This window comes from Mesorhizobium sp. M2E.F.Ca.ET.209.01.1.1 (genome assembly GCF_004010375.2).
GTDB lineage: Bacteria > Pseudomonadota > Alphaproteobacteria > Rhizobiales > Rhizobiaceae > Mesorhizobium.
In genome coordinates this window covers 257,742-272,011 of the sequence record NZ_SADP02000009.1, presented here as the reverse complement: position 1 = coordinate 272,011, position 14,270 = coordinate 257,742, and the positions used below count along the sequence as shown (strand labels likewise).

At 65.3% G+C, this 14,270-nt stretch carries 12 protein-coding genes and 1 pseudogene; 5 read left to right on the top strand and 8 right to left on the bottom strand.

Features of this window, described 5'->3' with window-relative positions:
• Positions 1 to 81 (top strand): annotated as a pseudogene (locus EN852_RS18830) (IS3 family transposase); the annotation flags it as partial.
• A gap of 85 nt (positions 82 to 166) precedes the next feature.
• On the opposite strand, the gene gyrB reads toward EN852_RS18830, so the two are convergent.
• Positions 167 to 2,638 carry a DNA topoisomerase (ATP-hydrolyzing) subunit B gene (gene gyrB / locus EN852_RS18825; RefSeq protein ID WP_127876400.1) on the bottom strand — a complete coding sequence of 824 codons (2,472 nt, stop codon included), beginning with the start codon at positions 2,636 to 2,638 and terminating at the stop codon, positions 167 to 169.
• Between the two features lie 252 nt (positions 2,639 to 2,890).
• Positions 2,891 to 3,463, bottom strand: coding sequence for an NADPH-dependent FMN reductase (locus EN852_RS18820; protein WP_127876399.1), 573 nt, complete (start codon positions 3,461 to 3,463; stop codon positions 2,891 to 2,893).
• A gap of 182 nt (positions 3,464 to 3,645) precedes the next feature.
• Here EN852_RS18820 and EN852_RS18815 point away from each other — a divergent pair, with 182 nt between their 5' ends.
• Positions 3,646 to 5,016: a cytochrome P450 gene (locus EN852_RS18815; protein WP_127876398.1), complete on the top strand. Its 1,371-nt coding sequence runs from the start codon at positions 3,646 to 3,648 to the stop codon at positions 5,014 to 5,016.
• A gap of 68 nt (positions 5,017 to 5,084) precedes the next feature.
• On the opposite strand, the gene EN852_RS18810 is transcribed toward EN852_RS18815, so the two are convergent.
• From EN852_RS18810 to EN852_RS18785, 6 genes are all read right to left on the bottom strand, one after another.
• A complete protein-coding gene (locus EN852_RS18810; protein WP_127876397.1) occupies positions 5,085 to 6,068 on the bottom strand; it encodes a complex I NDUFA9 subunit family protein in 984 nt (327 codons plus the stop codon).
• A gap of 377 nt (positions 6,069 to 6,445) precedes the next feature.
• Positions 6,446 to 7,447, bottom strand: a complete 1,002-nt coding sequence (locus tag EN852_RS18805) for an Ldh family oxidoreductase (RefSeq protein ID WP_127876396.1) — start codon at positions 7,445 to 7,447, stop codon at positions 6,446 to 6,448.
• A gap of 87 nt (positions 7,448 to 7,534) precedes the next feature.
• Positions 7,535 to 8,344, bottom strand: coding sequence for an ABC transporter permease (locus tag EN852_RS18800; RefSeq protein WP_127876395.1), 810 nt, complete (start codon positions 8,342 to 8,344; stop codon positions 7,535 to 7,537).
• Complete coding sequence (locus EN852_RS18795) at positions 8,344 to 9,009, bottom strand: ABC transporter permease (RefSeq protein ID WP_189546047.1); 666 nt, start codon at positions 9,007 to 9,009, stop codon at positions 8,344 to 8,346. Before EN852_RS18795 ends, EN852_RS18800 begins: the two co-directional genes overlap by 1 nt.
• A 293-nt stretch (positions 9,010 to 9,302) precedes the next feature.
• Positions 9,303 to 10,100 (bottom strand): transporter substrate-binding domain-containing protein, encoded by a 798-nt coding sequence (locus EN852_RS18790; protein WP_127876393.1) that lies wholly within the window; start codon positions 10,098 to 10,100, stop codon positions 9,303 to 9,305.
• Between the two features lie 56 nt (positions 10,101 to 10,156).
• Positions 10,157 to 10,972, bottom strand: a complete 816-nt coding sequence (locus tag EN852_RS18785) for an ABC transporter ATP-binding protein (protein ID WP_112128289.1) — start codon at positions 10,970 to 10,972, stop codon at positions 10,157 to 10,159.
• A 209-nt stretch (positions 10,973 to 11,181) separates the two neighbouring features.
• On the opposite strand from EN852_RS18785, the gene EN852_RS18780 reads away from it, so the two are divergent.
• From EN852_RS18780 to EN852_RS18770, 3 genes are read left to right on the top strand one after another with little or no spacing between them, the layout of a single operon-like run.
• Entirely contained in the window at positions 11,182 to 12,054 is an 873-nt protein-coding gene (locus EN852_RS18780) for a dimethylarginine dimethylaminohydrolase family protein (protein WP_127876392.1), read from the top strand.
• Complete coding sequence (locus tag EN852_RS18775) at positions 12,024 to 12,689, top strand: TetR family transcriptional regulator C-terminal domain-containing protein (protein WP_127876391.1); 666 nt, start codon at positions 12,024 to 12,026, stop codon at positions 12,687 to 12,689. Before EN852_RS18780 ends, EN852_RS18775 begins: the two co-directional genes overlap by 31 nt.
• Positions 12,689 to 14,269, top strand: coding sequence for a 5-guanidino-2-oxopentanoate decarboxylase (locus EN852_RS18770; RefSeq protein WP_127876390.1), 1,581 nt, complete (start codon positions 12,689 to 12,691; stop codon positions 14,267 to 14,269). Before EN852_RS18775 ends, EN852_RS18770 begins: the two co-directional genes overlap by 1 nt.
• Position 14,270 lies beyond the last annotated feature (1 nt).

Below are 14,270 nucleotides of genomic sequence, written 5' to 3'. Positions count from 1 at the left end.
TACATCGACTATTACAACCACCGCCGCATCAAATTGAAACTGAAAGGGCTGAGCCCTGTGCAATACAGGACCCAGCCCTTAAACCTACCCAGCTCAATGAACCGTCCAACTTTATGGGGTCAGTTCAGACGCCCGGGCCTTTCTCTTTTGAGTGTGTGACTTGCGCTCAGATATCCAGATTGGCCACTGACAGGGCGTTGTCCTGGATGAACTCGCGCCGCGGCTCTACCTCGTCGCCCATCAGCCGCGAGAACAGCGAGTCGGCGTCGGTCGCGTCGTTGACCTTGACCTGCAGCAGCGAGCGCACATTCGGGTCCAGCGTGGTTTCCCAAAGCTGCTCGGCATTCATCTCGCCAAGGCCCTTGTAGCGCTGCATGGTAAGGCCCTTGCGGCCGGAAGCGAACACCGCGTTGAGCAGCGCCAGTGGCCCCGAGAGCAGCTCCGAGGTCTCCTTCCGGCGCAGCGCCGGCTGCTCGCCATAGACTTCCGAAAGCCGCGGCGCGTAGCGGTCGAGCTGGCGCGCATCGGCCGAAGCGATCAGCCCGGCATCGAGCTGCACCACATCCTTCACGCCGCGCACCGTGCGTTCGAACACATAGCCGCCCGAACCGTCATTGGAGGTCGACAGCCGGCCGGTCCAGCCGCGCTCGGTCTCCTCGGCGATCATGTCCAGCCGCTGCGCGACGCGCTCGGCCATCGCGTTGGCGCGGCCGAGATCGGCGAGCACGTCGGCATTGAGCGCACCGGCGATCGCCGCCTGCTCGACGACGCTGCGGTTGTAGCGCGTGTGCAGCCCGTTGATCAGCTGGCGCACGGCCAGGGCGTCGTCGACGGAGGCGCGCAGGTCCTGCCCGGTGCGGACCTCGCCGGAGGCCAGCACCAGCGAGGCCTCGTCCAGCCCGGAGCCGATCAGATATTCCTCATAGGCGCTTTCGTCCTTGAGATATTGCGAGCTCTTGCCACGCGTCACTTTGTAGAGTGGCGGCTGGGCGATGTAGAGATGGCCGCGCTCGATAAGCTCCGGCATCTGCCGGAAGAAGAAGGTGAGCAAGAGCGTGCGGATGTGGGCGCCGTCGACGTCGGCGTCGGTCATCAGGATGATCTTGTGATAGCGCAGCTTGTCGGCGTTGAACTCGTCCTTGCCGATCGAGGTGCCGAGCGCGGTGATCAGCGTGCCGATCATCTCGGAGGAGAGCATGCGGTCGAAGCGGGCGCGCTCGACATTGAGGATCTTGCCGCGCAGCGGCAGGATCGCCTGGTTCTGGCGCGAACGGCCGCCCTTGGCCGAGCCGCCTGCCGAGTCACCCTCGACGATGAAGATTTCCGACTTCGCCGGATCGCGCTCCTGGCAGTCGGCGAGCTTTCCGGGCAGCGAGGTGACGCCGAGCGTGCTCTTGCGCGTGATGTCGCGTGCCTTGCGCGCGGCTTCGCGCGCGGCGGCCGCCTGGATCACCTTCTCGACCACCACCCTGCCTTCGCTCGGATGCTCTTCCAGCCAGGTGCCCAGCGCCTCGTTGACCAGGCTTTCCACCACCGGGCGCACCTCGGACGAGACCAGCTTGTCCTTGGTCTGCGAGGAGAATTTCGGGTCCGGCACCTTGACCGAGAGCACTGCCGTCAGACCTTCGCGGCAGTCGTCGCCGGTGAGCGAGACCTTTTCCTTCTTGGTCTGGCCGGAGGACTCGCCATAACCGGTGATCTGCCTGGTCAGCGCCGCGCGGAAGCCGGCCAGATGCGTGCCGCCGTCGCGCTGCGGGATGTTGTTGGTGAAGGCCAGCACATTCTCGTGGTAGCTGTCGTTCCACCACATCGCCACTTCGACGGTGATGCCGTCGCGCTCGGCGCGGATGGCGATCGGCGCCTCGATCAGCGGCTTCTTCACCCGGTCGAGATATTTGACGAACTCTTCCAGGCCGCCGTCATAGTGCAGCTCATGGCGCACGAGATCGGCATGGCGCGCGTCGGTGAGCACGATGCGCACGCCGGAATTGAGGAAGGCGAGCTCGCGCAGCCGGTGTTCCAGCGTGTTGTAGTCGAACTCGACCATGGTGAAGGTCTCGGCCGAGGGGAAGAAGGTGATCTCGCTGCCGCTGCGGCCTTCATAGGTGCCGGGCTGCTTGTCCTGCACGTAGCTGCCGGTCACCTTCAACGGCGCGTCGGCATTGCCATGCGTGAAGCTCATCTCGAAGATCTCGCCGTTGCGGCGGATCTTGAGCTTGAGCCAGGCGGAAAGCGCGTTGACCACCGAGACGCCGACGCCATGCAGACCGCCGGAAACCTTGTAGGAGTTCTGGTCGAATTTGCCGCCGGCATGCAGCTGCGTCATGATTACTTCGGCCGCCGAAACACCCTCCGAGGGGTGGATATCTGTAGGAATCCCGCGGCCATTGTCGACCACGGTGACGGAACCGTCGGGGTTGAGCGTCACCGAGACGAGGTCGGCGTGGCCGGCCAGCGCCTCGTCGATGGCGTTGTCCACCACCTCATAGACCATGTGATGCAGGCCAGAGCCGTCATCGGTGTCGCCGATATACATGCCCGGCCGCTTGCGCACGGCATCCAACCCCTTCAAAACCTTGATGGAATCGGCGCCGTACTCGGCTTCCGCGCCGTTGGCGCTTTCGGTCTGATCGCTCATGAAAACCTGTCTGATTGATGTCGCTGGTCCGGCGCGGAAAAATGGCCGCGAATCGCGCCGTTTTGATGTCCTAGATATAGGCGCAAATGGCGGATTTTCCAAGGTTTGCGGGCATTTTGCCGGCTTGGCGGAAAGGCGTTTCCACGCCTCGCGCTGATACGGTCCCGGGGTTGGGCTGGAAAGGGTCGATGAGACGCAAAAGGCCGCGCCTAAGCGCAGCCTGATATTTGCCTTGCTGGGAAGCTCTCGTGCCTATTCGGCCGCACGCAGCGTCTTCAGCGCCTCGCCCCAGCGGAACAGCTCGTCCAGCATCGCCTTAGCGCCGCCCAGCACCTGCTCGCTCGGATGGTAGGCGCGCTTCTCATCGAGCAGGCTCGCATAGGCGGGCAGCGCAACGCCTTCCGGGATCGGCATGACGCCGACCGAGGTGAGCAGCGGCTTCAGCGACTGCGCGGCGCGCAATCCGCCGGACACGCCGCCATAGCTGAAGATCGCCGCCGGCTTGTAGCGCCATTCATGAAGCAGGTAGTCGATGGCGTTCACGATCGCGGGCGCCACGAAGTAATTGTACTCCGGCGCCACGAACACGAAGGCATCGGCGGCGTCGATCGCCTCCGACCACGCCTTGGTATGGTCGTTCTCGTACTTGCGCAGGCGCGGATGGTGCGGTTCGTCGAGCATCGGCAGGCTGAACGCGGCGATGTCGGTCAGCGCCGGCTCGAACTTGCCGTGCTCGCGCGCGAATCCTTCCAGCCATTCGCCGAAGATCGGGCCGGCGCGTCCTGGCCGTGTGCTGCCGATGATGATGTTCAACCGATGCTTCACGGGAGGGCTCCTTGCTTGCCGGTATCCATTGGTGACTAACGCAGGTTGCCACCGGCAGCAAGCAGCTATCGGCTAATGCTGCTCACATTCCGGCGATGTGGCAGGTCGTGCGCTGCCGTCCGGTCACATGGACGCCGGCCTTGTCGGGCACTACATTCAACGCTGTCAGCGGAGCATGCTTCATGGACACCAAGCCCGCCCCCTTCGTGCCGCCGGCGCCCAAGCCGCGCACTGAGCCGCCCTCGACGCTGGAGATGATGCGCATCGTCTACCGCAACCCGCTCGAATTGTGGGGCGAGCACACCTACAACGAGCCCTGGGTTTCGGCGAATGGTGTCGGCGGACACCTGATCGTCGCCAACGATCCCGGCCTCATCCGCCACGTGCTGATCGACAACGCCAGGAACTACAAGATGGCGACCGTGCGCCAGCTGATCCTGCGGCCGATCCTGCGCGACGGGCTGCTGACCGCCGAGGGCGAGGTCTGGAAGCGTTCGCGCAAGGCGATGGCGCCGGTTTTCACACCGCGCCACATCTTCGGTTTCGCCCCGCCAATGCTGAAGCGCACGCTGGAATTCGTCACCCGCTATGAAGCGGGCGGCAAGACCGATGTCGCGCATGACATGACGCTGCTCACCTATGACATCCTGGCCGAGACGCTGTTTTCCGGCGAGATCGCCGGCGAGCCGGGCAGCTTCGCCAAGGAGATCGACCGCCTGTTCGAGACTATGGGCCGTGTCGACCCGCTTGACCTGTTGCGCGCGCCCGAATGGCTGCCGCGCCTGACCCGCATCCGCGGCCGCAAGACCATGGCCTATTTCCGCAACATCGTCGCCGGCACGGTGAGGATGCGCGAAGAACGGATGAAGCGCGATCCTGACGGCGTGCCGCAGGATTTCCTCACCCTTCTGCTGCGCGCCGAGGGGCCGGACGGGCTGACCCGCGCTGAGGTCGAGGACAACATCATCACCTTCATCGGCGCCGGCCACGAGACAACCGCGAGGGCGCTGGGCTGGACGATCTATTGCCTGGCCGAAGCGCCATGGGAGCGCGAGAAGGTCGAGCAGGAGATCGACGCGGTGCTGGCGCGCGAGCCCGATCCGACGAAATGGCTTGACGCCATGCCGTTCACCCGCGCCGCTTTCGAGGAGGCGCTCAGGCTCTATCCGCCGGCGCCTTCGATCAACCGCGAGCCGATCGAGCCGGAGACCTGGAACGGCCTCTACATTCCGAAATATGCCGCTGTGCTGGTCATGCCCTGGGTCGTGCATCGCCACCGCAAGCTGTGGGACAGGCCGGACGCCTTCATGCCCGAGCGCTTCCATCCGGAAAACCGCGACCGGATCGACCGCTTCCAATACCTGCCCTTCGGCGCCGGCCCGCGCGTCTGCATCGGCGCCAGCTTCGCCATGCAGGAGGCGATCATCGCGCTGGCGATCCTATTGTCGCGCTTCCGCTTCGACGCGACCTCCGACACCAAGCCATGGCCGGTGCAGAAGCTCACCACGCAGCCGCAGGGCGGCCTGCCGATGCAGGTCTCGCGCCGGGGCTGATCAGAGCAATTCCAGGAAAAGTGTGAAGCGGTTTTCCGTCCGGAATTGCGTAAAACAAAGAGACAGGATTACCGGTCGGCGATCGGCCGGCGCTGCTGGAACTGGCCGGCGGCGCGGAAGCGCCAGAGATAGCTGGGCAGGATGGTGGCGATCGCCTGCGGCTGGATGCCCAGGCCGGTCAGCGTCCTGGCGGCCTTGGCGGCTTCGTCCGAAACGACATTGTGCTCGCGCAGCTGCAGCACCTGGTCCTTGGTCAGGAGCGGATTGGGCAGCAGCTGCAGGATCGACGCCTGGATGTTCGCCACCCACCACGGCACCGGCACCAGCAGCCGCCGGCGCTCGATGACCGTCAGCAGCTCTTCCATGCATTCCTTGAAGGTCAGCACCTGCGGGCCGCCGAGCTCATAGATCTGACCGCCCTTGACATCGCCGTCGACCGAGCGCGCCACCGCTTCGGCGACGTCGCCGACATAGACCGGCTGCAGCTTGTTCTGTCCGCCGCCGATCAGCGGCAGCACCGGAGAGTAGCGCGCCATGTTGGCGAAGCGGTTGAAGAAAGAGTCCTCCGGCCCGAAATTGATCGACGGGCGGAAGATGACGGCGTCGGCGATCGTATCGAGCACCGCCTTTTCGCCCAGCGCCTTGGTGCGGGCATAGCTGGACGGCGAATTCAAATCGGCGCCGAGCGCCGAGATGTGTGTGAGGCCGGCGCCGACCGAGCGTGCGGCCTCGGCGACGGCGCGCGCGCCGAAATCGTGCACGGCGCCGAATTTCTGGCGGCCGGTCTCATGCAGGATGGCGACGAGGTTGACCACATGGTCGGCGCCTTGCACGGCGCGGTCGACCGACCAGCGCACGCGCACATTGGCCTGCACCGGCTGGATCTGGCCGACATTGCCGAGCGGCTGGACGTGGCCGGCAAGGTCGGGCCGCCGGCAGGCGACGCGGATGCGGTAGCCGCGCTTGGCAAGGGCGCGGACGACATGGCGACCGACGAAGCCCGAGCCGCCGAAGACGACGACGAGCTTGGGGGTCTGCAGAATTTCGGTCATGACGGGCTCCGCGCGAATGCTTGGCTGAAGCCGTTTCTTAATCCGTTTCTCGCCAAAGGCAAAGAGCGACCGGAAGTCGCCATTGTCCTGTTTTTGAACTTGCCCGGAATGCCGCTCCGCCGCGTTTGAAAGAAAACAGAAAACCCCGCCGAAGCGGGGTTTCCGGGCAGTTCCACGCCGAAACAGGGTCCAACGAGGCGGCCTGACCTGAGACGGTATCAAGGTGGCGTGAAGCAAGCACGCCCGCCCCCGCCCTGAACGCCCGGCGCGGCGCCGCCAACCGCGAGCCGGACGAGGCCAACCAAGGCGGCTCGCGGCGAGGGGTGCCGGATGTGGGTCGCGTCAGGTCGGGAAAAGGTTCAATAGCGTTGGAAAAATCAGGCCGAGTAACGCTCGGCGAATTCCGAAATGCGCTGCACAACCGCCCTGGACGTGGTGATGCCGCTCGCCTTTGCCTTCTCCGCGGCTTCGGCGCGCGAGCGTCCGGGAATATGCACGCCATAACGCCGCCGCAGCCGCTCGAGCTGGTCCTTCATGCGCTGCTCGAAATCCGGATCGAGCAGCTTGGGCTCGATGGCCAGTACGAACAGGCCGGTGCCGGGGCTGTCCGGTCCGCCGGTGAACCAGGGCGCATCAAGCGACCAGTTGGCGCCGGAAATGCCGGCGGCCAGCACCTCGACCATCAAGGCGATGTTGGCGCCGCGCTGGCCGCCGAAGGCGAGCATCGCGCCCTTCATCGCCGCCGCCGGATCGGTGGTCGGATTGCCGCTGGCATCGAGCGCCCAGCCTTCGGGGATTTTCTTGCCGTCCTCGGCCGCCTTGCGGATGTTGACGAAGGCTGTCGCGCTCGACGACTGGTCGATGACCAGCGGCGGCCCGTCGGCGGCGGGCGAGGCGAAGGACATCGGGTTGGTGCAATAGACCGGCTTGACCGAGCCTGAGCCGGCCAGCACCGCCGGCCCGTTCGTGGCGGCGAAGGACACCACCCCCTGTTCGGCCAGCCGCCCGGTGAAATAGCCGAGCGCGCCGCATGTATAGGCGTTCTTCTGCGAGAAGATCGACACGCCGAACAGTTTTGCCGCCTTGACCAGGTCGTCAATCGTGCGGTCGAAGCCGGTATGGGCAAGCCCGCCGCGCGCATCGGAGAGGTAGACGGCGAGCGCCGGCCTTGTGATCACCGGGTCGGCATTGCCGTCGATGCGGCCGGCTTCGAGCGCCTCCAGATAATCGATGAAATGCGACAGGCCGACGGTCGACAGGCCCTCGGCTTCGGCTGCGATGATCGAAGCGGTCAGCGACTGCGCCGCCTCCTCATTGGCGCCCGCGCCGAGCGCCGCCATCCGGCATAGGCCTGTTGCCTGGTCGAGAGTGAGTTGCATCGGAGTTGCCCTGTAGCGAGTAGCGAATAGGGAATAGCGAGTAGGGGGAGATAAAGAAACTACTCGCTATTCGCTACTCACTATTCGCTAACCGATCTTCACCGGAATCCGCGCCTCGATCCGACTGAACACGAAGACCAGGATGCCGGTGATCGTCATATAGATCAGCGCCAGGAGCAGCAAAGGCTCGTAGGTCAGGTAGGTGTCCTGCCGTACCTTGGAAGAGACGGCGAAGATGTCGATGACACTGATGGTCGCCACCAGCGGTGTCGACTTCAACTGCAGCACCGTTTCGCCGGTCAGGGTCGGCAGCGCCCGGTAGAAGGCCTGTGGCAGCCAGATGCGGCGGAAGATTTTCCAGCGGCTCATGCCGAAGGCGCGGGCGGCCTCCAGCTGTCCGCGCGGCACGCCGGCGAAGGCGCCGCGCATCACTTCGCCCTCATAGCCGGCGAAGGAGAAGGTCAGCGCCACCACGGCATAGGGCCAGGCCTGTCTGAGATACGGCCAGAGCCAGGATTCGCGGATCCACGGATATTGCGGAAAGATCGAGCCGAGGCCGTAATAGAGCAGCCAGAGCTGCAGGAGCAGCGGCGTTCCGCGGATGACGGTGCAGAAGATTTTCGCCGGCGCCGAGAACCAGATCGGTCCGCCGGCCTGGGCGAGCCCGAGCGGCACGGCGAGCGCAAAGCCCAGCGCGCAGGTGACGGCGAGGATCCAGAGCGCCCGCCAGATGCCCATCAGGCCCATTTCCCAATATTGCGGCAGCCAGTCCCAGCGCATGAAGAAGGCCGCGCAGAGCACCAGCGCCGAGGCGATCAGGATGAGCACGATGCGGTGCGGCTTGAGCCAGATCGAGGCCCACGCCGCCATGTTGATCGCGGTGGCTTCGGCCGACATCAGCGCCCCTCCTTGACGGAGGGCATGCCGCGCCGCGACCAGGCCTCGACGCGGCCGATGACCAGGTTGGAGAAGAGCGTCACCGCCAGATAAAGCACGCCGGCCGCGAGATAGAAGATCAGATAGGCTTTGGTGACACCGGCTGCCTGGCGCGTCGCCAGTGTCAGCTCGAAGAAGCCGACGACGGCGAGCAGCGCGGTGTCCTTGGTGGCGATCAGCCACAAATTGGCAAGGCCGGGTATGGCGAAAGGCAGCATCGCCGGGACCGTGATGCGTCGCAGCATCAGGCCTGGCGACATCCCGTAGGCGCGGGCGGCCTCGATCTGGCCCTGCGGGATGGCGAGGATGGCGCCGCGGATGACTTCGGTCGAATAGGCGCCCTGGACGAAACCCAGCACGAAAATGCCGGCCGCCAGCCCGCTGATGTCGACACGGCTGTAGCCCATCGCCGCCAGCACCTGGTTGATGAGGTCGGTGCCGGCATAATAGAGCAGCAGGATCAGCACCAGCTCCGGCACCGCGCGCACCACCGTGGTGTAGACGGCGAGCAGATCGCGCGTCACCGGCCCGCCATAGAGCTTGCCGAACGCGCCGGCAGTGCCGATCAGCAGGCCGAGGCAGGTGGCGCCGATGGCGATCTCCAGCGAATGCAGCAACCCGACCAGCAGCGTGGCGCCCCAGCCGGGCGCCACGGGTGACAGGAGTTCGAAAATGCCGGCCGCGGAGGCCGGAAGAAAGGCGTCGATCAGCTTCGCCCCCGGATTGCTGTCAAGAGTGGTTCGCCGTTTCACGGAAACGGCGAACCACTCTATTTCTTTGTTTCACGCAATTCCGGACGGAAAACCGCTCACACTTTTCCTGGAATTGCTCTAGCCGCTGGCGTCGAGGCCCGCGGCAGGCATGCGTGGCAAGGTCGGGCATGGCGCGTACGCCATGCCCTCACTCATTGGTTAGAGGCTCAGTTCGACTGCGGCGCGCCGCCATAGATGTCGAAGTCGAAATACTTCTTCGAGATCTCGTCATATTTGCCGTTGGAGCGGATCGCCTTGATGCCGGCATTGATCTTTTCCTTGAGCGCGGTGTCTTCCTTGCGCACGCCGGCGCCGACGCCCGGTCCAAGCACTTCGTCGTCCGGGGCAACCATGCCCTTCAGGTCGCAGCAGGCCTTGCCCTGGTCGGATTTCAGGAATTCGCCGAGCGCGATGGAATCGGCCTGCACCGCGTCGAGACGGCCGGCGGCCAGATCGTTGTTGGCCTCGTCCTGCGTCTGGTATTCCTTGATTTCCTGCGCGCCGGTGAAGTGCTTCTTGGCGTAGACCGCATGCACCGTGGACACCTGCACGCCGATCACCTTGCCCTTGAGATCGTCCGGCGTGGCGCCGAACTTCTGGTCCTTCGGTCCGATGATCGCGGTCGGGGTGTTGTAATACTTGTCCGAGAAGTCGATCGTCTTCTCGCGTTCGGCGGTGATCGACATCGAGGAGACGATAAGGTCGATCTTCTTGGTGGTCAGCGCCGGAATGATGCCGTCCCAGGCGACCGGGGTGATGACGCAGTCGAGCTTCTCTTCGGCGCAGACGGCGTCGATGAAGTCGATTTCCCAGCCAACCCATTTGCCGCTGGCGTCGGGCGAGGTGAAAGGCGGATAGGGCTCGGCGGCGACGCCGATCTTGACTTGCTCGGCCTTGGCCACGCCGCCCATCGCCGCGACGCCGAGAAGCAGCGCTGCCGCGAATGTTTTGAGAACAGTCTTCATGTCAGGACTCCCAGTTTGTTGTTGTTCCCGGTTTTCGCCCCGCTTGATGCCGGCCCCTAGCCGACATTGCGGAGGAATTGTTTGAGCCTTTCGGATTTGGGCGCGCCGAACAGCTGTTCCGGCGGACCTTCCTCCTCGACCAGCCCGTTGTAGAGGTAGACGACATGCGTCGCGACCTCGCGGGCGAACTTCATTTCATGCGTCACCAGCACCATGGTGCGCCCCTCGCGCGCCAGGTCGCCGATCACCTTCAGCACCTCGCCGACCAGCTCCGGATCGAGCGCGGACGTTGGCTCGTCGAACAGCATGACGCGCGGATTGATCGCCAACGCCCGGGCGATCGCGGCGCGTTGCTGCTGGCCGCCGGACAGGAAGGCCGGATAAACGTCGCGCTTCTCCGCCAGCCCGACGCGGGCGAGCAGCTTCTCGGCCTGGGCGATCGCTTCGTCGCGCTTGACCCCCAGCACATGCACCGGAACCTCAATGACGTTCTCGATCAGCGTCATATGGCTCCACAGGTTGAAATTCTGGAACACCATGCCGAGCCGCGAGCGGATCCGCTCGATCTGCCGGCGGTCGGCCGGAACGGTATGGCCGTGGCTGTCGGCCTTGAGCTTGATCTCCTCGCCATTGACGCGGATGATGCCGCTGGTCGGATTCTCAAGGCAGTTGATGCAGCGCAACAGCGTCGATTTGCCGGAGCCGGAGCCGCCGATGATGGCGACCACCTCGCCGTCGCGCGCCGACAGCGAAACGCCCTTCAGCACATGCAACTGGCCGAATTTCTTGTGCAGGTTCTCGACATGGATGGCTTCGGCGGCGGCGCTTTGCGCCTTGCCGGATTGGACTGGGGCAGCGTCTGCCACGCTCACCGGGCGACCTCTCTATGGTCGAAGGCAGGTCGTCGAACGTCCATCCGGCTAATCAACATACGCTGTACTGCCGCTCCAGATTTCAGCATGGACCCGACAGCGCGAGCCCGTCAATCCCGCTCATTACGGCACTTGCGGCGTTGTTGTGCAAGTGTATAAATAGCCTTTCATGAAATTTTTCCGCTTTTTTTCATCTTAGAAGGGCATCGATGAGCGCTTTCGGATCACAGTCCATGGCGGCGCCGTTGCGGCGCGTGCTGATGCGTTCGGCGGCCAACGCCATGCGCGGCGCCGACAGGGCCGCCTGGCACTATGGCCCGGGTTTCGACCCGGCGAAAGCAGCAATGCAGCATGCGCTCCTTGCCGAGCTGGTGTCGGCTTCCGGCGCCGAAATCGAATGGATCGAGGACAAGGCCGACGGTCTCGCGGATTCGGTGTTCACGCATGACCCGTCGCTGATGACCGACCGCGGCGCGCTGATCCTGTCCATGGGCAAGCCGTTGCGCGCCAAAGAGCCTTCGCTGCATGAGGAAACCTATAGAAGGCTGGGCATTCCGGTCCTTGGCCGCGTCGAGGCGCCCGGCCAGGTCGAGGGTGGCGACTGTGTATGGGTGGATGCCCGCACTCTGGCGATCGGGCGCGGCGTGCGCACCAACCAGCAAGGCATCCAGCAGGTCGCCAACCTGCTGACGCCGCTCGGTATTTCCGTCTACGGCTTCGACCTGCCGCTGTGGCAGGGCGAAGAGGCGTGCCTGCATCTGATGTCGGTGATCAGCCCGCTGGCCGACGACCTCGCGCTGGTCTATTCGCCGCTTCTGCCGGCCCCGTTCTACCAGATGCTGAAGGCGCGCGGCATCCGCCTGGTCGAAGGCGATGCGCAAGAGTTCGCCGCCTCCAACGGCCTCAGCCTGAATGTGCTGCCGACCAGTCCATTGAAGGTCATTGCCGTGGCCGGCTTTCCCAAGACCAAAGCCGCGATGGAAGCCGCCGGCTGCACGGTCGAAATCTTCGAGGCGGATGCGCTCTGCATCGCCTGCGAAGGCGGCCCGACATGCCTGACGCGGCCGATCCTGCGCCAATGAATGCGCGCCGCAAGTTCCGCCGCGAGGGCGAGGAGCGGCGGCGGCAGGACCTGATCGACGCGACCCTGGACAGCGTGGCGGAACATGGCCTCGAGGGCGCCACCGTTCGCACCATCGCCTTGCGCGCCGGCGTCACCGCCGGGCTGATCCGCCACTATTTCCCCGGCAAGGAAGATTTGCTGCAGGAGGCCTATGCGGCGTTGATGGGCCGCATGACAGAGCAGGCGAAAGCGGCATTGCTCATGGAAGACGCCTCGCCGCGCCAGCGACTTGCCGCCTTCGTCACCGCCAATCTCAACGCGCCGATCATCGACCAGCGGGTGTTTTCGCTCTGGGCGACCTTCATCGGCCGTGCCGGCGCCGATCCGACGCTCGCCCGCGCCCACCGCGAAGGCTATCTCGGCTTTCGCAACGAGGTGGAAGCCGTCGTGGCCGAAGTGCTCGCGGCCGAACGGCGCAAGCCGGACGCAAGCGAACTGCGCCACCATGCCATCTCGATCAACGCGATCATCGACGGGCTCTGGATCGAAGGCTGCCTGGCCGGCGAGATGTTCTCGCCTGGCGAATTGGCGGCGATCGGCATCAAAGCCATAGAGGCCGAGCTCGGCCTTGCGCCGGAAAAGGGAGGAGATTGATGACCACCATCGGCGAAGCGCTGATCACCTTGCTCGAAGCGCATGGCGTCGACACCGTCTTCGGCATTCCGGGCGTACATACGGTCGAGCTCTATCGCGGGCTGGCGCGTTCGAAGATCCGCCATGTCACGCCGCGCCACGAGCAGGGCGCCGGCTTCATGGCCGACGGCTATGCGCGCGCCGGCGGCCGGCCTGGCGTCGCCTTCGTCATCACCGGACCGGGGTTGACCAACACCATCACCGCCATGGGCCAGGCGCGCGCCGATTCGGTGCCGATGCTGGTCATCTCCGGCGTCAACGCCACCGATACGCTGGGCAAGGGTTTGGGCTTTCTGCATGAGCTGCCCGACCAGCGCGGCATGATGGAGAAGGTCGCGCTGTTCTCAGAGCGCGTCACCGAGGCTAATCAACTGCCGGGCGCGCTCGCCCGTGCCTTCGCGCTGTTTTCGTCGGCGCGGCCGGGGCCGGTGCATATCGAGATCCCCACCGACGTCATGGTCAAGCCCGCCGACGGCATCGCGGCGGCGCTGAGCAACGCCGCGCCGCCCGCTCCGGCCCCAGCGGCGATTGCGGAAGCGGCAAAGCTCATCAAGGCTGCACGCCGGCCGCTGATCCTTTCGGGCGGCGGCGCCAGGAAGGCCGACGCGGCGCTGCGACGCCTGGCCGAAACGCTCGGCGCTCCGGTTGTCGAGACTGCCAATGCGCGCGGCCTTTTGCATGGCCATCCGCTTTGCGTGCCGGCCAGCCCCAGCCTCAAGGCGGTGCGCGCGCTGATGGCGGACGCCGATCTGGTGGTCGCGGCCGGCACCGAGTTCGGCCCGACCGATTATGACGGCTATGGCGACGGCGGCTTCGTCTTGCCGAACAAGCTGATCCGCATCGACATCGGCGCCGACCAGATCGCGCGCCGGCCGGTCACGGTAGGCATCCAGGCTGATTGCGCCGAAGGGATCGAGGCTTTGCTCGCGGCAATCGGGCCGGGCCATCCCGCGGCCAAGGACGGCGAAGCCCGCGCGGCCGCCGCACGGAAAGCAGCGCTGGCCGAGCTGAGGCCCGAATACCTGGCGCAGGTTCGTGCCGTGGAGACGATCCGCGACGCGCTGCCGGGCGCCATTATCGTCGGCGATTCGACCCAGCCGATCTACGCCGCGAACCTCTATTACGACCACGACCGTCCCGGTGGCTGGTTCAACGCCGCGACCGGCTTCGGCGCGCTGGGCTACGGTCCGCCAGCGGCGATCGGCGCGGCACTCGCCGTTCCGCAAGCGCCCGTGGTGTGCCTCACCGGCGACGGCGGCTTCCAGTTCACCTTGCCGGAAATCGGCGCCGCGCTCGATGCCGAGACGCCGGTGATCTTCGTCGTCTGGAACAATCGCGGTTATCGCGAGATCGAGACCTCGATGCTCGATGTCGGTGTCGAGCCCGTCGGCGTGTCGCCGGCGCCGCCGGATTTCTGCAAGCTCGCCGAGGCCTATGGCATCGCGGCCGAGCGGTTGACCGGGACCGCTGACCTGGCCGGGGCGCTGAAGCGCGCGCGGGCGACCGGCAAGCCGCGCGTCATCGAGATTTCGGTGGATTGAT

Bases quoted from the DNA above. Each gene is read 5' to 3' on its own strand.
- EN852_RS18790 (WP_127876393.1), bottom strand. From the start codon at position 10,100: ATGAAGACTGTTCTCAAAACATTCGCGGCAGCGCTGCTTCTCGGCGTC.
- EN852_RS18800 (WP_127876395.1), bottom strand. From the start codon at position 8,344: ATGTCGGCCGAAGCCACCGCGATCAACATGGCGGCGTGGGCCTCGATC.
- EN852_RS18805 (WP_127876396.1), bottom strand. From the start codon at position 7,447: ATGCAACTCACTCTCGACCAGGCAACAGGCCTATGCCGGATGGCGGCG.
- EN852_RS18815 (WP_127876398.1), top strand. From the start codon at position 3,646: ATGGACACCAAGCCCGCCCCCTTCGTGCCGCCGGCGCCCAAGCCGCGC.
- gyrB (WP_127876400.1), bottom strand. From the start codon at position 2,638: ATGAGCGATCAGACCGAAAGCGCCAACGGCGCGGAAGCCGAGTACGGC.
- EN852_RS18775 (WP_127876391.1), top strand. From the start codon at position 12,024: ATGCCTGACGCGGCCGATCCTGCGCCAATGAATGCGCGCCGCAAGTTC.
- EN852_RS18810 (WP_127876397.1), bottom strand. From the start codon at position 6,068: ATGACCGAAATTCTGCAGACCCCCAAGCTCGTCGTCGTCTTCGGCGGC.
- EN852_RS18780 (WP_127876392.1), top strand. From the start codon at position 11,182: ATGAGCGCTTTCGGATCACAGTCCATGGCGGCGCCGTTGCGGCGCGTG.
- EN852_RS18770 (WP_127876390.1), top strand. From the start codon at position 12,689: ATGACCACCATCGGCGAAGCGCTGATCACCTTGCTCGAAGCGCATGGC.